The organism is Psychrosphaera sp. F3M07, from assembly GCF_018860345.1.
Classification (GTDB): Bacteria; Pseudomonadota; Gammaproteobacteria; order Enterobacterales; family Alteromonadaceae; genus Psychrosphaera; species Psychrosphaera aquimarina.
The window spans coordinates 253,816-277,129 of sequence record NZ_JAHKPJ010000020.1; the positions used below are offsets into that span (position 1 = coordinate 253,816).

At 37.5% G+C, this 23,314-nt stretch carries 21 protein-coding genes; 12 read left to right on the forward strand and 9 right to left on the reverse strand.

What is annotated here, in order from left to right; translation table 11 throughout:
• Positions 1-85: 85 nt before the first annotated feature.
• On the forward strand, positions 86-1,039 hold the full coding sequence (locus tag KO505_RS09920) for a diacylglycerol kinase family protein (protein WP_216055291.1): 954 nt from the start codon (positions 86-88) through the stop codon (positions 1,037-1,039).
• Between the two features lie 51 nt (positions 1,040-1,090).
• Here the strand turns inward: KO505_RS09920 and KO505_RS09925 are convergent, their stop codons facing one another.
• Together KO505_RS09925 and KO505_RS09930 are read right to left on the reverse strand one after the other, a co-directional pair.
• Positions 1,091-1,831 (reverse strand): YdiY family protein, encoded by a 741-nt coding sequence (locus KO505_RS09925; RefSeq protein ID WP_216055292.1) that lies wholly within the window; start codon positions 1,829-1,831, stop codon positions 1,091-1,093.
• 114 nt (positions 1,832-1,945) lie between these two features.
• Positions 1,946-2,728 (reverse strand): YdiY family protein, encoded by a 783-nt coding sequence (locus KO505_RS09930; protein ID WP_216055293.1) that lies wholly within the window; start codon positions 2,726-2,728, stop codon positions 1,946-1,948.
• Positions 2,729-2,892: 164 nt separating this feature from the next.
• Between KO505_RS09930 and KO505_RS09935 the strand changes: the two genes are divergently transcribed.
• Complete coding sequence (locus KO505_RS09935; protein ID WP_216055294.1) at positions 2,893-4,083, forward strand: NAD(P)/FAD-dependent oxidoreductase; 1,191 nt, start codon at positions 2,893-2,895, stop codon at positions 4,081-4,083.
• Positions 4,084-4,271: 188 nt separating this feature from the next.
• Here KO505_RS09935 and KO505_RS09940 read toward each other — a convergent pair whose 3' ends face one another.
• The gene (locus tag KO505_RS09940; protein WP_216055295.1) at positions 4,272-5,141 is read right to left on the reverse strand and encodes a DMT family transporter; all 870 of its coding nucleotides are present in this window, start codon (positions 5,139-5,141) and stop codon (positions 4,272-4,274) included.
• Between the two features lie 370 nt (positions 5,142-5,511).
• Between KO505_RS09940 and KO505_RS09945 the strand changes: the two genes are divergently transcribed.
• The 5 genes from KO505_RS09945 to KO505_RS09965 all read left to right on the forward strand — a co-directional run bounded on the left by KO505_RS09945 (position 5,512) and on the right by KO505_RS09965 (position 12,959).
• The gene (locus tag KO505_RS09945; protein ID WP_216055296.1) at positions 5,512-8,364 is read left to right on the forward strand and encodes a pitrilysin family protein; all 2,853 of its coding nucleotides are present in this window, start codon (positions 5,512-5,514) and stop codon (positions 8,362-8,364) included.
• A gap of 297 nt (positions 8,365-8,661) precedes the next feature.
• The gene (locus tag KO505_RS09950) at positions 8,662-10,098 is read left to right on the forward strand and encodes an EAL domain-containing protein (protein ID WP_216055297.1); all 1,437 of its coding nucleotides are present in this window, start codon (positions 8,662-8,664) and stop codon (positions 10,096-10,098) included.
• A gap of 192 nt (positions 10,099-10,290) precedes the next feature.
• Positions 10,291-10,830, forward strand: coding sequence for an RNA polymerase sigma factor (locus KO505_RS09955; RefSeq protein ID WP_216055298.1), 540 nt, complete (start codon positions 10,291-10,293; stop codon positions 10,828-10,830).
• Positions 10,820-11,338, forward strand: a complete 519-nt coding sequence (locus KO505_RS09960) for a hypothetical protein (protein ID WP_216055299.1) — start codon at positions 10,820-10,822, stop codon at positions 11,336-11,338. The genes KO505_RS09955 and KO505_RS09960 overlap by 11 nt, the downstream gene beginning before the upstream one ends.
• A complete protein-coding gene (locus KO505_RS09965; RefSeq protein WP_216055300.1) occupies positions 11,322-12,959 on the forward strand; it encodes a PDZ domain-containing protein in 1,638 nt (545 codons plus the stop codon). Before KO505_RS09960 ends, KO505_RS09965 begins: the two co-directional genes overlap by 17 nt.
• A gap of 69 nt (positions 12,960-13,028) precedes the next feature.
• Here KO505_RS09965 and KO505_RS09970 read toward each other — a convergent pair whose 3' ends face one another.
• Complete coding sequence (locus KO505_RS09970) at positions 13,029-13,655, reverse strand: hypothetical protein (protein ID WP_216055301.1); 627 nt, start codon at positions 13,653-13,655, stop codon at positions 13,029-13,031.
• Positions 13,656-13,662: 7 nt separating this feature from the next.
• On the reverse strand, positions 13,663-14,430 hold the full coding sequence (locus tag KO505_RS09975) for an ABC transporter substrate-binding protein (protein WP_216055302.1): 768 nt from the start codon (positions 14,428-14,430) through the stop codon (positions 13,663-13,665).
• 172 nt (positions 14,431-14,602) lie between these two features.
• Between KO505_RS09975 and yegD the strand changes: the two genes are divergently transcribed.
• Genes yegD through KO505_RS09990 form a run of 3 tightly spaced genes read left to right on the forward strand, consistent with a single transcriptional unit; the run spans position 14,603 to position 17,209 of the window.
• A complete protein-coding gene (yegD, locus tag KO505_RS09980; RefSeq protein WP_216055303.1) occupies positions 14,603-15,961 on the forward strand; it encodes a molecular chaperone in 1,359 nt (452 codons plus the stop codon).
• Between the two features lie 43 nt (positions 15,962-16,004).
• Positions 16,005-16,535, forward strand: a complete 531-nt coding sequence (locus KO505_RS09985) for a YgjP-like metallopeptidase domain-containing protein (RefSeq protein ID WP_216055304.1) — start codon at positions 16,005-16,007, stop codon at positions 16,533-16,535.
• A gap of 2 nt (positions 16,536-16,537) precedes the next feature.
• The gene (locus KO505_RS09990) at positions 16,538-17,209 is read left to right on the forward strand and encodes an RluA family pseudouridine synthase (RefSeq protein ID WP_216055305.1); all 672 of its coding nucleotides are present in this window, start codon (positions 16,538-16,540) and stop codon (positions 17,207-17,209) included.
• A gap of 14 nt (positions 17,210-17,223) precedes the next feature.
• Here KO505_RS09990 and KO505_RS09995 read toward each other — a convergent pair whose 3' ends face one another.
• Entirely contained in the window at positions 17,224-18,048 is an 825-nt protein-coding gene (locus tag KO505_RS09995) for an alpha/beta hydrolase (RefSeq protein ID WP_216055306.1), read from the reverse strand.
• Between the two features lie 55 nt (positions 18,049-18,103).
• Positions 18,104-18,532 (reverse strand): MarR family winged helix-turn-helix transcriptional regulator, encoded by a 429-nt coding sequence (locus tag KO505_RS10000; RefSeq protein ID WP_216055307.1) that lies wholly within the window; start codon positions 18,530-18,532, stop codon positions 18,104-18,106.
• A 164-nt stretch (positions 18,533-18,696) separates the two neighbouring features.
• Between KO505_RS10000 and KO505_RS10005 the strand changes: the two genes are divergently transcribed.
• Positions 18,697-19,125, forward strand: a complete 429-nt coding sequence (locus KO505_RS10005; protein WP_216055308.1) for an organic hydroperoxide resistance protein — start codon at positions 18,697-18,699, stop codon at positions 19,123-19,125.
• Positions 19,126-19,229: 104 nt separating this feature from the next.
• Here the strand turns inward: KO505_RS10005 and KO505_RS10010 are convergent, their stop codons facing one another.
• Positions 19,230-19,958, reverse strand: coding sequence for a DNA alkylation repair protein (locus tag KO505_RS10010; protein WP_216055309.1), 729 nt, complete (start codon positions 19,956-19,958; stop codon positions 19,230-19,232).
• A 154-nt stretch (positions 19,959-20,112) separates the two neighbouring features.
• Here KO505_RS10010 and KO505_RS10015 point away from each other — a divergent pair, with 154 nt between their 5' ends.
• Positions 20,113-22,176: a glycoside hydrolase family 97 protein gene (locus KO505_RS10015; protein WP_216055310.1), complete on the forward strand. Its 2,064-nt coding sequence runs from the start codon at positions 20,113-20,115 to the stop codon at positions 22,174-22,176.
• A 106-nt stretch (positions 22,177-22,282) separates the two neighbouring features.
• Here KO505_RS10015 and tdh read toward each other — a convergent pair whose 3' ends face one another.
• Positions 22,283-23,308: an L-threonine 3-dehydrogenase gene (tdh, locus tag KO505_RS10020; RefSeq protein WP_216055456.1), complete on the reverse strand. Its 1,026-nt coding sequence runs from the start codon at positions 23,306-23,308 to the stop codon at positions 22,283-22,285.
• Between the last annotated feature and the right edge of the window lie 6 nt (positions 23,309-23,314).

Below are 23,314 nucleotides of genomic sequence, written 5' to 3' on the forward strand. Positions count from 1 at the left end.
CTTTTTACTATGAGATAGATCTTTTTAGGTTTACCCTGTTTTTAACAAAGAAGATCACATTTAAAGATAAGAGCGACCGTTAAGATTGGATAATAATAACTCCCCTAAATTAACAACTGAAAACCAGATCACAAAATACTTAATTGTATTTAACCCTTTACCTAATAAAAAACGACAAACCATAATTGATCTGGTCAAACACAGATTAATACAAAAAAATATGGCATTTGATCTTTATCCTACCGATGCACTATTAAGAGTCAATCAATGTTATTTTGAGACCAATATTCATCAATATACAGATGTTATTGTGATTGGTGGTGATGGGACTTTACATTGTGTGGTCAACAGCTTGCCCATTGGCACTGACATAAATGTGGGACTCATTCCTGCGGGTACTGGAAATGATTTTGCCAGAATGTGGTATGGCCGTAAAAACAAAAACATACCCTACATATTGGATGTAGTGACTGCCAATACCGTACAAACGATAAGTTTAGGTAAATGTGTGTTTAATGAAAAATATGAACACAACCAATATCAGCATCAACGCTTATTTCATAATGTAATGGGGACAGGCTTTGATAGCCAATTGTCCAAGGCATTAAGGCATAACAAAGGCACGTTCAAAGGATTAAGTTACTTATTAGCGGCGGTTAAGAATGTGCCATTTTATCGAGAAAGAGCATCCAGCTTTGTGATTGACGGTATTCATCAAAAATATGAAAACTTGATCACCGCCTTTGCCAATGGCCAATACTTTGGGGGAGGATTAAAAGTTGCACCTAAAGCCAATCCTTTATCCAACCAATTAGACATAGTGCAAGTTGGAAAACACCCTTTATTGGTTAAGCTTAAATTGATCTCTTTGTTATGTGTGGGTAAACATTTAACGGCACAACAAGTAACGTATACCACTACGGATAAAGTATCGGTTATTGATTCTGTTGGATTAGATCTACAAGCGGATGGGGAATATATAGGTCAATCACCGTGTGAAATATCGGTTATTGATAATGCTCTGAGAATGAAAAGATAATACGTAAGCTGATTAAGCTTACGTATTATTAATTATTAATTGATATACAAATTAGAAACTTACAACAATAGTTGCTGATGTTTCAGTATCTGTTTTTTCAAGCCCTGGTGCTACGTCTGAGTCGTTTGTTAACGCAAAACCAAACTTCATTTGCATAGAGTTATTGATGCTTGATACTAATGCAGACTCAGCCACAGTTCTTGTATTAAACTCAGCCGCTTCAACACTGACATTTTGTTCAAACTTTGCACTTTCAGATATCTGCCACGTTAATGCTAAAGAACTTCTGATGATCGCGCCGCTTTCTACAACACCATCTTGTGTTTCACTTTCTGTAAAACCTGGACCTGCATTGACGTCTAACGTTAAATTCTCTTTATCAATTGCTCTAAAGCTGTAACCGCCTGCAATTGTTGTGTACCCTTTATAAGCGCTAAACTTAGTGTTTTTATAACTACCAAATACGAAAGCCGCAGAATGTTCACCTAAAGAGTAATCACCTTGACCCGTTAAAGAGTATTGGTCAGCCGTTGTTTGTGATTCTTTATTACCGTCAGCGTTTACAACTTCATCTTCTTTCACCAATGTATTAAACGTGTATTTGTTTTTCCATTTGTTTAATTGATGTGATGCAGAGATTTTTGTAAATAATGAAGAAGATTCAGTATTACCAGTAGTAATTAATGCGCCTAATTCAGCTGAAACGACCCATGTGTCAGCAGCGTCTTCTGCCATAGTGCCAAATGATAATAAAGAAGTCGCTACTGCAGTGACTAGTAATTTGGTTTTCATAAAATACCTATATTTGATTGTAAAATTTTGAATGATTCGCGTAATAATCATAGCTAAGAATAACGTATTATCAGCAAATGAATGTAAATTAAGTAAAAAATATCCGATACTTAATTAAAAGTTCACCACTAAGGTGACCGATGTTTGGGTATTGATGTGTGCAAGAGTATCATCCACATCATCATCAGAAGTGGCTTTATAACTGACTTTCATTTGCATTGAACCATGCAATTTAGCAGTTAAAGAGCTTTCAATAATTGCACGTGTATTAATCTCAGAGGTTTCAATAGTGAACGTCTGGGTAAAGCGGGCGTTACTATTGATGGTCCACTTATAAACACCAGATCCACGTAACACAGGTGCGTTTTGCGTTGAACCATCTTCTGATTCAATAAAAGTAAAACCTGGTGCAACGTTGAGATCCAGTTTAATTAAACTGCCATCTATCGCCCTGAAGTTGTATCCCACCACGATTGAAGAAATTGAACGGTATTGACCAAATCGATCAAACTCATTACCCCAGAAAACGAGCGCTGATTTAGTGTCTGTGATCTTGTAATACCCTTCGGCGTTTAATCTATATTTCTCAGCAGAAGTAACGGTTTTACTGGTATTTGTCTCACTATCAATCTGAGCATCTTGTTTAAATAGCGACTCAAAAGAATACTTATGACGCCAATTGTTCATTTCATAATCTACGGCGAGTTTACTTAATATCGACGTCGATTCTGCATTTCCCGTGGTAAATAATGCCCCCAGTTCCGCAGAAATATCTAAAGTAGAATCCGTTATTAACGGCTCTAAATCATATAAATCACTTTCATCATACAAACGTGCAGACACAGTTGAAGCATTCAACAGAAAAATTAAGGCAGCAAAAAAGGTCACAAACTTCATAGGTTCGTCCAAAAAACACACAGGGAGTAATAAGCCGCGCATTTTACATACAATAACGACCCTAGTGCAATTACTTTAGCCCACTTATAACTATTGATTGTGAAGATTGGCTATATAGGGGAAAATTACCCTAAATTTGTTTATACAATCGGTATTTTTGTTTTATGGCTAACACACATTTTGATGTAATTATTATTGGCGCTGGCGCTGCTGGATTAATGTGTGCTGCACAAGCAGGATATCGAGGACGAAACGTCCTTTTATTAGATCACGCCAAACAAGCGGGCAAAAAAATTCTGATCTCTGGTGGCGGCCGCTGTAATTTCACCAATATGGATGTTGAACCTAACAACTACATTTGTAGTAATCCACACTTCGTAAAATCGGCACTTTCTCGTTATACCCAATGGGACTTTTTGGGGCTGATAGCCAAATATAATGTGCCGTACCATGAACGCGATTTTGGTCAGTTATTTTGTGACGACAGCGCCAAAGATATCGTCAATATTTTAACCAGCGAATGCCAAGAAGCAGGCGCCAAAATCCAATTACGTACCGACATACTTGGCATAGAAAAAACGGATAATGGTTATAACGTTAACACCAATCAACTTAACTACACTTGTGAATCATTAGTTATTGCTAGCGGCGGATTGTCCATGCCTAAATTAGGCGCAACGCCTTTTGGTTATAAAGTAGCGGAACAGTTTGGTTTATCTGTATTACCAACACGCGCTGGATTAGTACCATTTACTTTGCACGATCACGATAAAGAAAAATACCAAGATTTATCTGGCATTAGTTTACCCACTAGAGTGGAATCCAATGACGGCACCAGCTTTGCTGCCGATTTATTGTTTACCCACCGAGGTTTATCAGGCCCTGTGGTATTACAAATATCAAACTACTGGTTAGCGGGAGAAGCGGTAAGTATAGACTTGTTACCCAATATAAACTTAACAGCAGAGCTGACTAAACAAAGAGAACATCACCCAAACCAAAGCGTAAAAAATACCTTAGCTTTATGGTTACCAAAACGTTTTGTTGAGGCATTAATAGAGTCAAAACAGATAACGGACAAACCATTAAAACAGCTAGATCATAAAGAGTTTGATGGCTTAATCCACACCATCAATCATTGGCAAATAAAACCCAACGGTACAGAAGGTTACCGAACCGCAGAAGTTACCTTGGGCGGTGTGGATACCGACCAATTGTCATCAAAAACCATGGAATGCAAAAACGTAAAAGGTTTGTATTTTATCGGTGAAGTCACAGATGTCACTGGCTGGTTAGGCGGCTATAACTTCCAGTGGGCATGGGCATGTGGTTGGGCAGCAGGGCAGAGTGTTTAATTAACAAGACATAATTAGACATAAGTTAATTAATACAAATCTAAGCACTACCCCGTGAATAAATGAAATACACTGCATTATGTCTAATAGCTTATTGCAGTGTCCGCTGTGCAAATTAATTCAAACGGTTTTTATTATCCATCTTCTCTCTATTATCCACCTTCACTCTATTATCCATCCACGTTTTATTAACTCAACCTCAGTACGATAACCCCAATCAGTGCCGTGCTTAGCCCTAACACCTCTTGGCGCGTAAACGTTTCTTTTAAGATAATGCGTGAGTACAACAGTATTATTAATATATTCATACCCGAAATTGCAGACACTAAACCTGTGTTGCCAATGGCAAAAGCTGAGATAATTGCCACCATCCCCCCAACGTTAGTCAGACCGATAAGTAAACCACAGGCAAAGGTTTTTGTTCCTGACCAATAAGGTATTGCGTCATTTTGTTGATTGTCATGTTTTCTTTGTTTTACCAACCAACTGATAGCAAAAAGTACACTACCAAAGCCAAACATCGACGTTAACGTGGCAAACGTATCCGCTGACAGTAGAGTCGATTGTTTATTAAGTAAATCAGTAAATGCAAAGCACAATGCAGCGAGTAATCCCCAGTGTGCGCCTTGTAAATTAGTCAATGAAAGATCGTTGGAATAGCGAATTATATATAGACCTGAAAAAATAATAAAAAACCCGACTAACTGCAGCGTAGTTAACGTTTCTTGCCACAATATAAACGCAAAAATTAACACAAACAGAGGGGTTAACCCGGTCAAGATACTAATTAGTGACGCTTTGCCAACTGAAAAACCTTTATGCAACAAAGCATTGGCCGAAAAAGAGCCAAGCCCTAACGCTAAACCAACCGTGATATCAGGCCATCCATACCATTTATGGTCGAACAAGATCATGCCTAGAGCGCTTATTATAAAACCGACAAAAAAAACGCCAAATAATAATAAGTTACGATTGATGTTTTGTTGTGATGTCCATTGATACATTATACCTCGTGCACCAAAAAATACGGTGGCGAGTAATGCATAAATTATCCACATAATGGGCTGATCCCTATAAATTTGAATGACGAACTGTTGTTACACGATTTCGGTTGTTAAATTGCGGAGCATACCTTCTGGGTAGGCTTAAGAGAGAATTATAAAACAATGGCGATGTTTAAAATACACATGACTGTAGATTACTTTTTAACATGATTTCAACCAGATGACATGAACGAGGAAACCCTAACCAAGGGTCGTAAACCTTCGTATAGATATAATTACTGCATATTAATATATAAATTCCGTTAATTGGTCGTAAAAAGTCGCCATATCATTCCGTTATAGGCACAATCGGCCACACGTTTTTAGCTTAACTGTTTTCGCAGACGTACTAAAATCAAACATTATAAAAATCCAAGGAACTCAGATGAAATTTCGATTATTAACCACGGGGGTAGCGTTTTTATTAACGTTAGCGGGCTGCTCTGGCCAAGATACCCAAACAACCAAAAGTGAAGATAAGATATTCTCGCAAGATTATGTTTTAGAAACCTTACCAAATGGCTTAAAAGTCATGATAGTGCCAACAGATTATCCAGATGTTGTGTCATTACAAATTCCGGTTTCGGTTGGTTCTCGTGATGAAGTTGAAGCGGGTAAAACCGGTTTTGCTCACTTCTTTGAACATATGGTATTTAAAGGCTCTGAGAAATTTCCACAAGATGTTTACAGTGACATCTACAAAAATTCAGGTGTGGATAACCGTGCTTATACCACCAATGACTACACCAACTATAACCTAAACTTTTCTAAGCAACATTTAGAAAAAGTATTAGAGATCCAAGCTGATATCTTTCAAAACCTAAGTTACACAGAAGCTGAGTTCCGCACTGAAGCATTAACGGTTAAAGGCGAATATTTAAAAAATAATGCCAGCCCTGTTCGCCAATTATTATCTACAGTAAGAGACACTGCGTTTGATACTCATACTTATAGCCACACCACAATGGGCTTTTTTGAAGATATTGAAGCTATGCCAGATCAAATGGAATATGGCCAATTATTCTTTGAGCGTTTTTATAAACCAGAATACGTGTCTTTGATCATCACTGGTGATGTAAACGCAGATGAAACCTTAGCGCTAGTTAAAAAATACTGGGGCATGTGGAAAAAAGGCGATTACGTTTCTTCCGTTCCAGCTGAACCTAAACAAGACAAAGCGTTATATGCACATAAAGTAAGTGAAGGATTACCAGGGCATTGGTTATTAGTTTCTTACAAGGGCACTGCCTTTGAACCAGAGCAAAAAGACAGAGCTGCTTTAGACTTAATTTCTCAGCTATATTTTTCAAGTAATTCAGATATATACCAAGAGTTAGTTGTGGATAAACAACTGGCTAGCCAAATGTTTACTTACAATCCAGAAACAAAAGATCCTGGTTTATTACACGTATTTATTAAGGTAGATAAACAAGAAAACTTAGCAGTCGTTCGTGACGCGATTAACAATACTTACGCTAAAGCAAGAGTAGAATTAGTCGACGCAAATAAACTAGCAGATTTAAAATCAAATATTAAATACAGCTTTGCGAAAGGGTTAGATTCGTCAAAATCTATTGCTGATACCTTAGCAAGTTACATGCACTTTGAGCGTGACCCAGAATTGTTAAACCAACTTTATGCTTCGTTAGATAAAGTAACGGCGGAAGATATACGTAATATCGCCAACAAGTACTTTATTGATTCAGCTCGCACCACAGTCACCATGTCTGCATTAGACAAAGTAGATGGGTTTGAGCAAGAAGTAAGTTTAGAAAGTGCTGTTGCAGAATTGTCAAAACCTAAAGCGGCAGGTGTTTACACTGTCTTAGACAAATCAAGCAACTCACCGCTAATTGATATTAACCTATTATTCTATACTGGCGCAGCTGCCGATCCTGAAGGTAAAAAAGGCTTAGCCGCATTAACAGCCAACATGGTTGCGAATGGAGGTAGCGTGTCTCGTTCTTATAAAGAGATCAAAGCTGCGTTATACCCAATCGCTGGTAGTTTTGGTGTGCAGGTCGACAAAGAAATGGTCTCATTTAAAGGCCGAGTACACAAAGACAAAGTATCCGTTTGGTATGACATAGTAAGTGAACAATTGTTAAATCCAGGTTGGAGAGAAGACGACTTTAAACGTCTTAAGAAAGAACAGATTGACGGTATTACCTCAGGCCTTAAAGCGTCTAACGACGAAGAATTAGGCAAAGAAGTGTTATATGAACAACTGTACCAAGGACATGTTTACGGCACTTATAACTACGGTGATTTATCCGATCTTGAGTCAATTACCCTTGATGACGTAAAACAGTTTTATGCTGAACAATTTACTCAGTCTAACTTAAATGTGGGTATTTCGGGTGCGTTACCAGAAGATGTTAAAGCGACTATGTTAGCTGACCTAACTAAGTTAAACGTAGGCGATTCAACACGTTTAACCATTGCGGATGCACCAACATTAACAGGTCGCCACGCAACGGTAATTGAAAAATCAGCACAATCAACAGCCGTTAGTTTTGGCTTCCCTATTGAGACAACAAGAAGTGATAAAGATTGGGCTGCATTGTGGTTAGTCCGTTCTTACTTTGGTGAGCACAGAAGCAGTAATGCGCATTTGTTTAAGCGAATTCGTGAAGTACGTGGCATGAACTACGGTGATTATTCATACATTGAATACTTCCCAAGTGGCATGTTTAGAACGAAACCGAGCGCAAACTTAGGCCGTAGCGAACAGATATTCCAAATTTGGATCCGTCCATTACGTTCAAACAATGATGCCCATTTTGCCACTCGTGTTGCGTTATATGAACTAGACCAGTTGATTAAAAATGGATTAAGTGAAGAAGACTTTGAGGCCACTCGTAACTTCTTAATTAACTATGTCCCGCAATTAGTAGCAAGCCAAGACAAACAACTTGGTTACGCTCTGGATAGTGAATTTTATGGCATTGGTGAGTTTGGTGCGTATGTGACAAACCAGCTAAATCAATTAACGGTTGAAGATGTAAATCGTGTTATTGCTGAGAACTTACAAAGCGAAAACATGCATTATGTATTCATTACTGGAGACGGTGAAGATATGGTGAAACGTTTAAGCCAAGAGCAGACGTCACCGTTATTGTACAATTCAGAAAAGCCAAAAGCGTTAACCGATGAAGACGCGATAATTCAAGATTATAAATTAGCAATACCAGCTAACAACATTGAGTTATTAGCTATTGACGCTGTGTTTGAGTAACTAGTTCAAAAGGCTGAAAAGCTATAAAGTGATAAACAAAAGGTCAGCATTGCTGGCCTTTTTTGCATGTTATGGGTGCGTAATTGAGAGAAAAGGTATCAAATGGTAACAATCCGATATTAACGTTAGACATACAGCGGATGTTACGACTAATATAAGCTGGTTAATCATTAATAAAATCAAGTAGATCGAATGCCCCTTTCTAAGCTAATTAAAAAATCAGCCGCATTTTTTATCGGCATTATAATTAGCACTTTTTTAATCTTTTTTATTTATTCTCAAACCCTTATTGTTCAAATGAGCAATCACAGTCAACGAATAATAAACGACTTAAATGACGGTGCCAATCAAGCCTATTCTGCACTGGCAATGTTAAATCAAAAAAACTTTACCGAATGTTCCACTTTAAATTTGTTAACCATGCGCAAGTTACAATTTGAAGCAAACGATATAAAAGACATTGGTTTTTTTGATGGCAACAAGATTATATGTACAACCGGTGTTGGTGAATTAGAGATACCAATTTCTGAAGGTGAATTTGATAAAAAAATAGACGGGCATGAATTTTGGTTCGGCCATAAATTAAAAACGTTCGATGGCACTGTTGAAGGTGTCGTTATCAAAAGCGGACGATATAACGTGGTGTTATCATTTAACACGTTATTGGTTAAACATAACGATTTCACCAACTATGAAATAGTTGCGTTAATCAATGATCAGCCTAAACACTTATATGGTCACGACGATATCTACAAAAATGAAACTCTCAATAATCGTAATAATGTTCAGGTAGGGCTGATCAGTCATAAATTAGAGTTTTGCGGTGAACAAAGATTCATATGTGTCGCCATACAACAAGATAACTTTACCGAATACCAAAGGGTCCCTTTAATAATAGCTTTATTGCTTATTTTAACCCTCTCAGGAGTGACCGCCTTACACCTTTATTATTATGTTGACCGCTACATAAACAGTGACAAAAGACGCGTAAAAAAAGGGTTAGAGAAACGAAAATTCACCCCCTTTTATCAACCTATCGTTGACTTAAAAACCGGCAAAACAATCGGCTGCGAATTATTAGCTCGCTTTAAAGACTCTCAAGGTAGTTTGTATCCAGATACATTTATCCCACTTGTCTCTGAACTGGGTGCGTCGTGGCAAATGACTGAATTACTTGTCACACAAGCCATCGATGATTTACATGGATTAGGTCAGCAAGATTACCCTATCTACCTTTCAATCAATCTATTTCCAAAAGATATCAATAATGGTCAGGTACTAAAGATATTAGATTTAATTAAAGATACGCCAAGCAATATTGAATTTGCGTTTGAAATTACAGAAGACGAAGAATTAGATTTTACTAAAGCTCAGGAGATATTAAACAAACTCGTCTTAGCTGGTGTGAACATTTCTATCGATGATTTTGGTACCGGTTACTCAAATATGTCACAACTACAATCGTTCCCAATTCATACATTAAAGATAGATAAGTCATTCATCGATGAAGTTGAGACCGGCGCGATTCGCTCCACATTAATTCCCAATATAGTTTCGATAGCAAATAAATTGCACGCCGAAATAGTGGCAGAAGGTGTTGAAAACGATTTACAGGTAGCAGAACTGCTAAAAATGGATATAACCTTAGCCCAGGGTTGGCTCTATTCAAAAGCCTTACCGATTAATCAGTTTAAACTGTATTTAGCTGAACACAGTAACTTTAATCTGCATTAACCCTGATTAGGCAAACTCATCATTAAAAAACCACATAATTCAACGGCGTATGAGACTAGTGGTTTAAAACGATTATCCCATACTTTGTTACAAGCATCCTTAATCTAAAATCCATATCAAAATAAAATAATTGCGACCTTTTCTAACACTGAGTTGTTATATTAACCACTACTCATAAATAAGGACGTCATTTTGGATCAATGGGATGAAGATATCGCGCTCAGGATGAAAGCCGGTGATCAAGCAGCTTTTAAGATTTGTTATCAAGTATTATCCCCTGTTCTCTATCACCTTCTACTGAAGATTAGTAAGAACGAAGAACTCGCTAAAGATTTATTACAAGACACATTTATTGATGCCTTTCAAAATATGAAAGGTTACAAAATTGGTAGTGATTTTAAATCTTGGATAAAAAGAATCGCATTTAATAATTTTTATAATGCCGTTAAACGTAAAGATTACATAAATCAAAATGACATAGAGGTTGAAGATTGCATTCAAGATTCGCCAATACATGAATCAGCTTTGGCTGATACTCAGTTATTTGAATTATTACTTTCCATACTTAACGAATCTGAGCGATTAATCATTTGGCTTTATATTGTCGAACAATACAGCCACCAAGAGATTGCAACATTATTCGGGAAAACGTCAAGCTTCTCAAAATCTACGGTATCCAGAAGCTTAATGCGTATAAAAAGTCACGTTAAGGTAAAAAATTATGCATATTAATTTTGATAGATTTACTCCGGAATTATCAGGAGCCGAAATAAAGCACCTTAAAACATGTTCTGAATGTTATGAACATTTCCATTTCCTAAACGACTTATACATAGAAGCCAAAACGACTGATTCCGTCGAAGTACCACCCGACATTTGGGCAAACATCGAAGCGACACTGCCGAGAAAAAAACACCTCTTTTTTTCAAAAACCTACTTGGCAATGGCCGCTTCGTTTTTGATATGTGCGATTACCTATTTAAGCTGGAGCTCCTATCAGGTTAAGCAGCAATTGGAGTTAGTGTTAAATAAAAATCAACAACTAGAAGCCGAGTTAAGTTTGCTTTCTAGCCAGAATCTCTATTTTGACAGTTTAAATTTAGAGCTAAGACAACTCGAAAATGAACTTAACAACGTAAATGATGCACAGCAAAAATTAGAGATATTGAACAAACGAAGACTTGTATTGGTAAAGCTAATAGAAATTAAAAAAGGACTCGATAATGCGTACACAATTTAAAAAACCGATTACTACTTTGGCTATCGTTTTACTGACTTTTAGTTTTAACGCCATAAGTGATAATTGTTCCATATTGCAACTTAACAAAACCAATATTGACGGTGATGAATATATTTACGAGATATTAACCGACAATAATCTAAATATCTCAGAACGTGATGATATTTACCAACTTGCAGAAGGAAATGTTAACTACCTAATCACACCAGGCTGGCACACCATTACAGCGCTCCAGTGGCGGTATAAAGATTATCGATATCTCAAATTGCAACGATTAACAGGCATAATTAAAAGAAATGTCAAAAAGGTACCCATCCCAGAATATAAACAATTTAAGGTTTATATTGAGGATGGAAAAAAAATCGTCATGAGCACAAGCGCAAACAATTTAAAGGCAGACATGCATATTGTTACTAGCTCGGATGTTCAATGTGAATTAAACGATTCAAAACTAACCTCTGAACCGGTTCTATATAATAAGTCAATTGGCAATGGGTTAGAGTATCGATTACGGACCTTAATGAATGACATTTATGAATTTCAATTATCTTCAGGCATGTCATTAAACAACTTAATATCGTCACATCAAAACTTAAAATTTGGCGCTATTTTAGATAATTCATACTCGCAAAACGCTAATTCAATAGTAGTGCTTGCCGTGTCTCCTGCATCTGTAGCTGAAAAATTTGGGTTAAGAGCTGGTGATCAGATTGTACAATTAGGCGGAAGTGAAATAGACAAGCAGTTTTCACCTATTGAAAACATAAATAACTATTTATCAACAGGCAAAAAAAATGGTGTTATTGGTATTCTTAGAGATAAGCAACCAATTCAGTTATCCGGAGATTTAACCCCCAATTACCTTTCGGAAATAAGCTACTTCTTTAATAATAATAGATTTGAAAACCCACCAGTTGTGATTAATCAATTTCCATTACCAGATGATTTAATGTATCGACTCACCCAGATCACGTTAGAACTAGAATCATTGGATCAGATTGACCGAGACACATTACATAAAAAATTAACCAGAAAAGCGGTTGACGATTATATTTATGGTATGACCTACCAAAAAATAAGCTTAGATAATAATGCAACTATGGGCATTGTGGTAAAACGCCTAAGCCCCTTAAGTCAAGCGGCTAAAGCGGGATTACAGCCAGGAGATATAATATCTAACTTTAATTCTATTGAAATAGAAGGCAATCATAAAAAGTTACAAGAAGGGTTGAATACATTAAAAACGGGAGAAAATTACCAGATTGTGGTTATACGACAAGGACAAAAAACAATCTTAACTTCGGTATTTAAGCCGCGACAATTAGTTGGATTTGACTTAATTATTAACAAACAAAATGCATTATTTGCTAAGGAAAGTCACAATAAAATGAAGAGCGAATTACCTCTTGATTTTTACGATTACTCATCACCTTTCTATTTACAAGACGCTGAGGTAAGAGCTGAAGGCAATGCGATTAACACTAGAAGTATGGAGTTACAAAAGACGTCGGATCGAAATCGTAAATTTAGAAATGACAATAATACGAGAAACAATGGCAGCAATAGCAGCAATGGCAATAACAGCAGTAATGCTAATACCCCCCTAAGAAAAGACGGATAACCGTAAAACATGTCTTAATAAGAAAGCGAGGCCAATACCACAGTATTGGCCTTATTGTTAAATAAACGGTTAACTTTTATTAGGCAAACTCATCATTAAAAAACCACAAAATGCGGCGGTGTTTGGGGCTAATTGTTTATCAACAAAATTCATCAAGGCTAATATCTGTTTGCGATATTCACAATAAAAATCCCAACTCGGTGTCGGTTTGTAGATTAAGTTAGGTAATTCAAAATATTTGATCACACCTTTGGCGGTCGTAGGTTTTATAAACACTTCTTGCTGTGGTTTAAAATAAGCAGGTACAGCGGATATTAATGACCATTTGGCCAATTTATATTGTTTTAAAATATCTAACTGGGCGTTAAAGCCCGCTTTTGCATCTCCATGTAATAATTCGTATAAACCATTAATCATCAACTCTTTTTCATGAGCTGATAAGTCGTGCAACATATTTTTGAATTTTGGTTTTTCAAACATAGACACCATAGAAGAGCGACTAACCGCTTTGGCCCAATTTTCTAATATGCGTTCAGGTATATTAAATTGATCACGTGAAAATACGTCCAAAACAAAATCCGTCATTTTGTCGACTTGATGTTTTTTTGCTAACTCAGCCATTTTAGGGTCTTGGAACCCCTGAGGGTAAACACGTAAAAAATCTTGTTGCGCGATTTGTAACTTTTCTAAATTCATAAATTCTTTATTGGATTGGTTGTGTTGACTCTACAGTGTATTTATCAAAAATCTGTTGGAATTCACCACTGGCTTTTAATTGTTTTATACGCTCGACAAACACATCTCTTAACGTTTCATCTTTAAATAAAAAACCATTAGGACTTGCACCTAGTACAGGGAAAAGGTCGACTTTAGCTTTGGTATTAATGATACCTTCATTTTGAATTTGGTTCCGATGATATTTAAATATTTGAATATCCATTTGCGCCACTTCATAGCGTTTTAAAAATATCATCTTAACCTGTAATGATTGGTCGTGCGTTTCCGTGTAATTAGGGTTCTTTGCCATTACATTTTTATATTCTTCACCTAAATGCTGCAACGCCCCTTGCCAACTAATTAAGCTATGAGTGCCGACATCTTGCAACGTCTTAAATTGAAATTGATTGTCAGAAAGTGAAATTAAATAATTTTGATATTGATAAACTGATCCTGAAAAATAGCCCGTTAATCCCTCCGCCTCCATTGTGTTGGCATTCATATCAATGGAAACATCAACTAACCCATTCCGGTATGAATTTATTCTTCTGGCATATGGGTAATAAAAAGGATCGATTTCATATCCCTCTGGCTCTAACGCGGCTTTCATAATGTCCATTATGATACCACTGTGGTTAGATGGAATGACCCACGGCGCAAGAGTGTCACCAAATACTACCGTGATTTTTTGCTTGCAATGCGCAGAAAATGCGATGAACACTAGAGGCAATAATAAGATAAATTTAATGTTCATATCTCTCATATAAGTAATTGAGGTACTTAAAAGGTATATGCGAAGTGTTAATTATACAATCACAAAGTGAAATAGTTTTTATCCTTAACCATTATTGGCTTGCCAGGACACCACTAACGTCAGTATCCTACGCGACCTTTTTAGCTCTTGAATTTAAGATTGGATACTATTTATGATCGGTTTTGACTATGGCACTTCAAATTGTGCCGTTGGTATTATGGAAAAAGACCAACCTAAGTTACTCAATTTGGGTGAACATGGCCGATTTATGGCGTCATCTTTATATTCTCCTAGTCGTGATGTAATTGTTAACTGGCTGCAAAAAAATATTAATGAACCACATAAAGCAAAATTCACAGCCCTTAGACAATACCAATTATCAAAAGGCCAAGAAGCGTTAGAAGATTTACGCTATGACGGCATTGCCGAACATTTGTCTTTTGGTAAAGAAGCGCTTTCTCGATACTTGGACGATCCAAGTGAAGGTTATTACATCAAATCACCAAAATCATTTTTGGGCACTAATGGCTTGCTAGCACCACAAATTGCTTTTTTTGAGCATATCGTTGCCTCTATGATGGCCCATGTTAAACAACTCACCGAAAACGAATTGCAAAGAGAAGTGACGCAAGTGGTGATAGGTCGCCCAATTAACTTCCAAGGCCGCAACAGCGAAGAAAGCAATAAACAAGCTATTCAGGTATTAACCAATGCGGCTAAACACGTAGGTTATCAAGATGTTGAATTTCAATTTGAGCCTGTGGCCGCTGGATTTGAATATGAAGCAAAATTAACTGAAGAAACCCGCGTATTAGTAGTGGATATTGGTGGTGGTACCACGGATTGCTCTATGTTGTTAATGGGCCCGTCTTTTATTAATAAGTTAGACCGCAGTGCAGAGTTATTAAGCCACAGCGGTAAACGTATTGGTGGTAACGACTTTGATATTCAGTTGGCATTAAAAGGCATCATGCCTAATTTAGGCATGACCAGCCAATTATTGACCGACAAACCTATGCCGGTTAATAGTTATCATGAAGCCGTTGCCATCAATGATGTTAACGCGCAAACCGAGTTTTATAACGCTAAAAATGGCCGTATTTTAGCACAACTAAAACGCGATTCCAAACAACCTGAGTTATTAGCGCGTTTATTAAAAGTGTATGAACAGAAGTTAAGTTATCAGTTAGTTAACAGTGCAGAACAAGCCAAAATTAACCTGACAGATAACCACGAATTCTTAGTTGATTTAGGTTATTTAGATGCGGGACTTGCTCAGTCGGTTGACCGTGAATTGTTTTTACACGCCAGTGAAAATCAATTAAACAACATTGCACAGTTAATGCGTGAAGCGGTTGAGTTAGCGGAATGTCAGCCAGATGTTATTTTTGTAACTGGGGGCACGGCAAAATCGCCTGTGATTAACCAATTTTTACAGCAGCAATTTAATAATATACCTGTCGTCATTGGTGATCATTTTGGTAGTGTTACCTCTGGATTAACTCGTTGGTCACAACGAATATTTGCTTAAGTCCTCTTGAGCACTTATTAATAAAAAGAAGATAAACGACACTATGTCTGGATTACCATACTTAAATCACTATTCACCGTCATTGGTGGAGCAAATTCAAGGTATGTTGCAACAAGGTAAAGTGCAAACCTACCTTGATGCAAAATATCCAGATAAACATCATTGTAATAACGACAAACAATTGCGTGATTATGTGATGGAGATTAAAAACCAGTATCTTAAAAAGTCGGCACCGATAAATAAAATCCAGTTTGATAACAAGCTACATGTAGTGAAAAACGCACTAGGCACTCACACTTATGTCTCCAGAGTACAAGGTAACAAACTCAAAAGTAAAAACGAGTTGAGAGTCAGTTCTATCTTCAAAGACGCGCCAGAAGCGTTTTTACGCATGATAGTGGTACATGAACTGGCACATGTGAAAGAGTTAGACCATAACAAGGCATTTTATAAACTGTGTTGCCACATGTTGCCTGAATATCACCAAATAGAATTTGATACCCGAGTATATTTAACCTTGCTGGAATATAACGCGAGTGCCGGAAACATCACCTTACCAAAGCAAGATATCTGATCATGCAACCACAAGCCGACCCTTTTATTGTTCCCAAGTGCACAGATCAAATAGCTATTATTTATCAAGATGAATCATTGCTGATCATTAATAAACCGTCAGGCTTATTAAGCTTGTCCGGCAAACATCCACTTAATAAAGATTCTGTGCATTGGCGTTTGGTGCAGCATTTCCCTACGGCATTAATGGTGCACAGGCTTGATTTTGGCACTTCCGGCTTAATGGTGGTGGCGCTGAACAAGGAAATAAACAAACAAATTTGTGAGCAATTTAGTCAACGTACTGTCACTAAATATTATGAAGCAGTATTAGATGGCAAGTTGCTAACAGAAACAGGAGAAATCAATATCCCTGTTATCAAAGATGTGGATAACTTTCCGCTGCAAAAAGTATGCGAGCAAACAGGAAAACAAGCCACCAGCCAATATCAGGTTGTAAGTTACAACAGTGAAAACAACACCACTAAAGTTGAATTTAAACCTGTCACAGGCAGAACCCACCAACTGAGAATTCATAGCCGAGAAATAGGCCACCCAATTATTGGTTGTGATTTATATGACTTGGAACAATCATTTTTTAAAGCCGATAGACTCATGTTACATGCAAGTCGGTTAGTATTTACTCACCCAATAACCAATGAAGTTATGGATGTTAAATTACCAGCGAGTTTTTGAAGTTGCAAACCTCGTTAATTGTTGCCGTAAATCCAGTCTAATCCTTGGATCAAAGTTGTTGGGAAGGCAGTAACGTGTTTTGCACCATCAATAACATTGAATTTGAGAGCTGTATTTCCCCCTGATTGTGCTTTAATTTTATTTGCTAGCTGTCTAGCTCCTGCAATCATGTTTTCCCTCTCACTAAATTCAGGCTTTTCTAGACTACCAACAGATAAATAAACTTTAATCGGTGTACTGGATTTAATTCCATTGATGGTCAATAGGTCATAGTTATTAAACCAAACGGATGGGCTACCCAATATATAACTGCTAAACATATCTGGATGTTTAAATAAAACATAAGCACCAAATAAACCTCCAAGAGAATGACCAACTAAAGTCCGTTCCAATGGCGTTGTTCTGTAGTTTTCTTCAATGTAAGGAAATACGATTTCGCGAATAAATTGAGCATGTCCTTGCGCATTACCGGTTTCTAGTTTCCAACTTTCGGCTTTACTCGTTGTGTAATCTCTAACTCGACTAGATGCGCCTTGAGAATTTTTTGAATAAGACACTCCAACAATAATGGCTTCTTTCATTGCGCCACTGTTCATTGAAAAACGGGTAGCTCCCGACGCAATTTGAAAGCTATATAAGGCGTCGGTTAAGTATATGACTGGGTATTTTTTATCGTGATTTGATTTATACGACCGAGGTATTTTTATAAATATTGGATAAACTCTATTGCTTGAAGGCTCAATTAATTCAACAGTTTTACTTCTAGGTATTTCAAATCCATCATTTGCATAAGCTAAAGAGCAAAATAATAGACAAGTAAGAAAAGTTAATAACTTCAATGAAATTTCCTTTGCATGTATTTTTAACGAGGACGTTAATCTAGGTTAGTTGTCTCTAAGGCTCCTGATTAACCTTATCCAGTAAAGCGATCAATTGTTGTGCTTCTTGATCTGTCATATGTGAAAATGAACATCTAATTTTATCTGGAATCGCCGCCGCTTGATGGCGTAACTCAGAACCATGTGTTTCAAGCTTGATGATGCGTTTACGTTTGTCGTTTTCATCTTTGACAATTGAAAGCAATGATTTGTCTGTCATCTTTTTGAGAATTTGCGTCATAGCGCCACCATCAATAGCTGTTTTTTCTAACAAGTCAGCGATGGTAATTCCATCTTTTTCCCATAACGCCATCATCACTATGTATTGCGGATAAGTTAAATCTAATTGAATCAGCGGGTCACGGTAATTTCTAATAATCCGATTGGAGGCCATATATAGTCGATGGCAAATTTGATTGTCTAATTTAAGTTGTGGGTATTCCATAACGTGCACCTTCGGATGAATAGATTGCGATTTATGGACAGATTATAATTTGCATACAAAACATTTGCAATGTTTGAAATAGCAGGTTATTATTTTGCACACAAAGTAAATATTCACTTATTTATCGAAGTCATTTTATATAAAACACGTTTCTGGAGAACAATATGAATTTATTAAAAGAAGTCGCATATACAGCAAAAGCAACTGCAACTGGCGGCCGTACTGGTACTGCTAAAAGTGATGATGGTCGTTTACAAGTAAACTTGTCTACGCCAAAAGGGCTAGGCGGTGATGACGGTCAAGGGACTAACCCAGAGCAATTATTTGCTGCTGGTTATGCGGCCTGTTTTATTGGTGCGCTTCAATTTGTATCTGGCCAAGCTAAAGTTGCACTTCCAAAAGAAACCTACATCAACTCAGAAGTGTCAATTGGCGCAATTGAAGGTGGTTTTGGTATCGCAGTTAAATTAGCTGTATCACTTGGTGATCTAGACAAAACACAAGCGCAAGCTTTAGTTGATGCGGCACACCAAGTATGCCCATATTCAAATGCAACACGTGGCAATATTGCTGTTGAGTTATCACTTATTTAATGACAGTGACAGATAGCGTTATTACAAATAATACCGCTATCTTACCGTTTTGAAATGGTTATCAGGTTTTAGTTTTAGACAACTTTACCTGTTAACCTTTTATATTAAATCAGCCCTTTTAAATACTGCTGCCTAAGCGGTTTTTCAAACTTTTCTATTGCGTAACGCAACATGGTTCTTGGCATATCTTGGTAATGTTGATTTAAAAACTCACGTTCTGCCATTAAGTTTCTATTACCAACTTCTCTTAACATCCAGCCTACAATTTTATGAATTAAATCATGTTGATCATTTAATAAAATTTTAGCCAAGGCAAAAGCATCTTGGTAATCGTCACGTTTAATAAAATAATACGTAGTCATCATGGCTATTCTGCGTTGCCAAAGGTTGTCTGACTTTGCGTATGTGTACAGTATTGAACGATCTTGTTTATCTATCTGTTGATTAAATAATTGTGGGCCACAAATTTTATGGGCTGAACTGTCCACTAAATCCCAATTATTAAATTGCTTTGAATGTTGTAAATACAGGTCAAATACTTGTTGTTGAATGTCTGGTGATTTTTTGTTTTTCTCATATATTTGCACCAGCATAAACACAGCTAATAAACGTGTTTCGTGATGATCGTGGTACAACAATGTCACTATTTCATCCAACGGTGTCGCCACGTTCTGTTTGGCTATTTGTCGTAAAGCGGGCACTCGTATACCCCAAAACTTATCACCTTCACCATATTCACCAACACCCGACTTAAAGAAACGGCTTGAATGTTCCGCTATTGTCGCGTCTGCTAATTCAGATAATTGGTTAAGTATTTGTTGGCTGGTTGTCATTCAGATTCCTTTAATATTAACTAAACCCTTTGTTATCGTTTCATTAACTAGGGTTTGAATACGTATGTAACTCGGCTTTGTATATTTAGAAATAAGTCCGCGGCGATTATGCTAAAGCCATACTAATTATAATAACTAGCGATACCAATAAAATATGAAAAACATTTTACTACTCTTATTAATCAGCTGCTCCTTCATCACCCATGCACAAACCTTGCAAGTGGCGTCTCCAAATGGAAAATTAAAAGTTTCTATCAGTGATGAAACCAATCAACCTCAATATTCTGCTTCATTTGGCGTGGAACAGATCATCGAGCCATCAGCTTTAGGCTTAGTATTTAAACAGCAAGCGGCGTTTACTGATGGTTTTAAGATTGTTAATACAACTAAAGGCAGCAACGACACAAGTTGGGAGTTACCTTGGGGCGAACGCCGAGTAGTTACAGACAAATATAATGAATTATTGGTGGAACTGCATAACTCAGAATTAATCGCTGGCAATAAAGATTCAGCGGGGACATATTCTGTACGTATACGAGTATTTGATGATGGGTTTGGTTTTAGGTACGAAGTCCCAAAACAAGCCGGTTATGAACAAATAGAGATAGTAAAAGAAAACACAGAATTTGCCCTTAACAATGCCGATAAAACCACAGCATGGTGGATACCCGCTAGAGGTTGGAATCGTTATGAATATACATATAACGAAACACCGGTTTACCAAGCTCAACACGTCCACACCCCTGTGACGTTTAAAACGGATACGGGCATTCACTTAAGCATCCATGAAGCCGCGTTAGTTGATTACGCTGCTATGACATTAAATCAACGTAGACCGGGTCGTTATGTTGCCGATTTAACCCCTTGGTATGATGGTATCGCAGTAAAAACCAAAACGGACTTCACCTCACCTTGGCGAACTATCCAAGTATCAAAAGATGCCAAAGGATTATTAAACTCAGACTTAATTTTAAACCTTAATGAACCAAATAAATTAGGTGACGTATCTTGGGTTAATCCTGGTAAATACGTGGGAATTTGGTGGGAAATGCATGTTAATAAATCAACTTGGGGCAGTGGAGACAAACACGGCGCCACGACGGACAACACCAAACACTTTATGGATTTTGCCGCTAAATACGGCTTTGATGGTGTGTTAGTTGAAGGTTGGAATATTGGGTGGGACGGTGACTGGTTCTTTAATGGTGATGTATTTAGTTTTACTGAAAACTATGACGATTTTGATATCAAACAATTAACTGCATATGGTGCAGAAAAAGGCGTTAAGTTAATTGGTCATCATGAAACATCAGGCAATGTGACCAACTATCGAGATCAGATGCAAGGTGCACTGGACTTATATGCAGAACTTGGCGTTGAGCAGATCAAAACCGGTTATGTTGCCGATGGTGGTAACATCAAGAGAATAGACAAAAACGGAATTGTACGTAAAGAATGGCATGACGGTCAGTTCATGGTAAATGAATATCTGTATAACATCACAGAAGCTGCCAAACGTAAGATAAGCATCAATACTCATGAACCAATTAAAGACACAGGTTTACGTAGAACATATCCAAACTGGATAGCAAGAGAAGGTGCGAGAGGACAAGAATTTAATGCGTGGGGCTCACCGCCAAATCCACCAGAACATTTACCTATGTTGGCTTTTACTCGCATGTTAGCTGGGCCTATGGATTTCACGCCTGGTATTTTTGATATGAGCTTTAATGGTTTGGGAGATAAAACTAATCGACCACAAACAACGTTAGCAAAACAGTTAGCGTCTTATGTTGTGTTATATAGCCCAATTCAAATGGCGGCAGATTTACCGGAAAACTACGAAGCCAAATTAGATGCATTCCAATTTATTGTTGATGTACCCACAGACTGGGAAGAGTCTATTGCATTAGATGGTGCGGTCGGCGACTTTGTTGTATTTGCCCGTAAAGCCCGTGCAACAAAACGTTACTCAGGTGACGATTGGTTCTTAGGTGCAATTACCAATAACGACGCTCGCAGCATAGATATTGATTTAACCTTTTTGGATACAGATAAAAAATATGAAGCGCAGATTTACCGTGATGGTGACAAAGCCGAATGGAAACATAATCCATACGATTATGTTATTGAGAAGAAAGTGGTTAGCTCAACGGATAAGTTAACCTTAACATTAGCAAGCTCTGGCGGAACGGCCATTCGTTTTAAAGCGTTATAAGTTTTAGTTTAACTCGCTAAATAAACAATTTTAAACAATAAAAAAACGCCAGTTACTGAGCAATCATTAACTGGCGTTTTGTTTTATTTAAATACGGGGTTATGTATTAATCCCAGTTCAGGATAACCTTCCCAGACAAACCAGAACCCATAGTTTCAAAGCCCTGTTGGAACTCATCAATTGGGAATCTGTGAGTAATGATAGGTGATATATCTAAGCCAGATTGAATTAGACTTGCCATCTTGTACCAAGTTTCAAACATCTCACGACCATAAATACCTTTGATCACCAAACCTTTAAAGATCACTTGGTTCCAGTCCACCGCCATATCAGACGGAGGAATACCTAACATGGCAATTTTACCGCCATTGTTCATGTTGTTTAACATGTCGTTAAAGGCCATAGGAACGCCAGACATTTCTAAGCCAACATCAAACCCTTCGGTCATGCCTAACTCGTTCATTACATCTTTTAGTTTTTGTTTAGAGACGTCGACGGCGCGTGTTGCACCCATTTTTCTGGCTAACTCTAAACGGTACGGGTTTACATCAGTAATCACTACATGACGTGCGCCAACATGTTTAGCTACGGCAGCAGCCATAATACCTATTGGGCCAGCTCCGGTAATTAATACATCTTCGCCCACTAAATCAAAAGACAAAGCAGTGTGTACCGCATTACCAAACGGGTCAAAAATTGACGCTAATTCATCAGAAATATTGTCAGGGATTTTAAAGGCGTTAAATGCTGGAATAACCAAATACTCAGCAAAAGAACCTTCACGGTTAACACCCACACCCACAGTATTTCGGCATAAATGCACACGACCTGCGCGGCAGTTACGGCAATGACCACAAGTAATATGACCTTCGCCAGACACACGGTCGCCAACGCTAAAACCACGAACTTCTTGGCCCATATCTACCACTTCACCAACGTATTCATGACCAACAACCATAGGCACTGGAATGGTGGCTTTTGCCCAATCATCCCAGTTATAGATATGCATATCTGTACCGCAAATAGCGGTTTTACGGATTTTAATTAATAAGTCATTGTGACCCATTACCGGCTTTTCAGCCTGAGTCATCCAAATGCCAACTTCCGATTTCGTCTTAGCTAATGCTTTCATCGTCAT

Coding starts and splice junctions, on each gene's coding strand:
- KO505_RS09950 (WP_216055297.1), top strand. CDS start 8,662: ATGAGCAATCACAGTCAACGAATAATAAACGACTTAAATGACGGTGCC.
- KO505_RS10005 (WP_216055308.1), top strand. CDS start 18,697: ATGAATTTATTAAAAGAAGTCGCATATACAGCAAAAGCAACTGCAACT.
- KO505_RS10015 (WP_216055310.1), top strand. CDS start 20,113: ATGAAAAACATTTTACTACTCTTATTAATCAGCTGCTCCTTCATCACC.
- KO505_RS09965 (WP_216055300.1), top strand. CDS start 11,322: ATGCGTACACAATTTAAAAAACCGATTACTACTTTGGCTATCGTTTTA.
- KO505_RS09935 (WP_216055294.1), top strand. CDS start 2,893: ATGGCTAACACACATTTTGATGTAATTATTATTGGCGCTGGCGCTGCT.
- tdh (WP_216055456.1), bottom strand. CDS start 23,308: ATGAAAGCATTAGCTAAGACGAAATCGGAAGTTGGCATTTGGATGACT.
- KO505_RS10010 (WP_216055309.1), bottom strand. CDS start 19,958: ATGACAACCAGCCAACAAATACTTAACCAATTATCTGAATTAGCAGAC.
- KO505_RS09985 (WP_216055304.1), top strand. CDS start 16,005: ATGTCTGGATTACCATACTTAAATCACTATTCACCGTCATTGGTGGAG.
- KO505_RS09990 (WP_216055305.1), top strand. CDS start 16,538: ATGCAACCACAAGCCGACCCTTTTATTGTTCCCAAGTGCACAGATCAA.
- KO505_RS09960 (WP_216055299.1), top strand. CDS start 10,820: ATGCATATTAATTTTGATAGATTTACTCCGGAATTATCAGGAGCCGAA.
- KO505_RS09975 (WP_216055302.1), bottom strand. CDS start 14,430: ATGAACATTAAATTTATCTTATTATTGCCTCTAGTGTTCATCGCATTT.
- KO505_RS09945 (WP_216055296.1), top strand. CDS start 5,512: ATGAAATTTCGATTATTAACCACGGGGGTAGCGTTTTTATTAACGTTA.
- yegD (WP_216055303.1), top strand. CDS start 14,603: ATGATCGGTTTTGACTATGGCACTTCAAATTGTGCCGTTGGTATTATG.
- KO505_RS09925 (WP_216055292.1), bottom strand. CDS start 1,831: ATGAAAACCAAATTACTAGTCACTGCAGTAGCGACTTCTTTATTATCA.
- KO505_RS09970 (WP_216055301.1), bottom strand. CDS start 13,655: ATGAATTTAGAAAAGTTACAAATCGCGCAACAAGATTTTTTACGTGTT.
- KO505_RS09940 (WP_216055295.1), bottom strand. CDS start 5,141: ATGTGGATAATTTATGCATTACTCGCCACCGTATTTTTTGGTGCACGA.
- KO505_RS09930 (WP_216055293.1), bottom strand. CDS start 2,728: ATGAAGTTTGTGACCTTTTTTGCTGCCTTAATTTTTCTGTTGAATGCT.
- KO505_RS10000 (WP_216055307.1), bottom strand. CDS start 18,532: ATGGAATACCCACAACTTAAATTAGACAATCAAATTTGCCATCGACTA.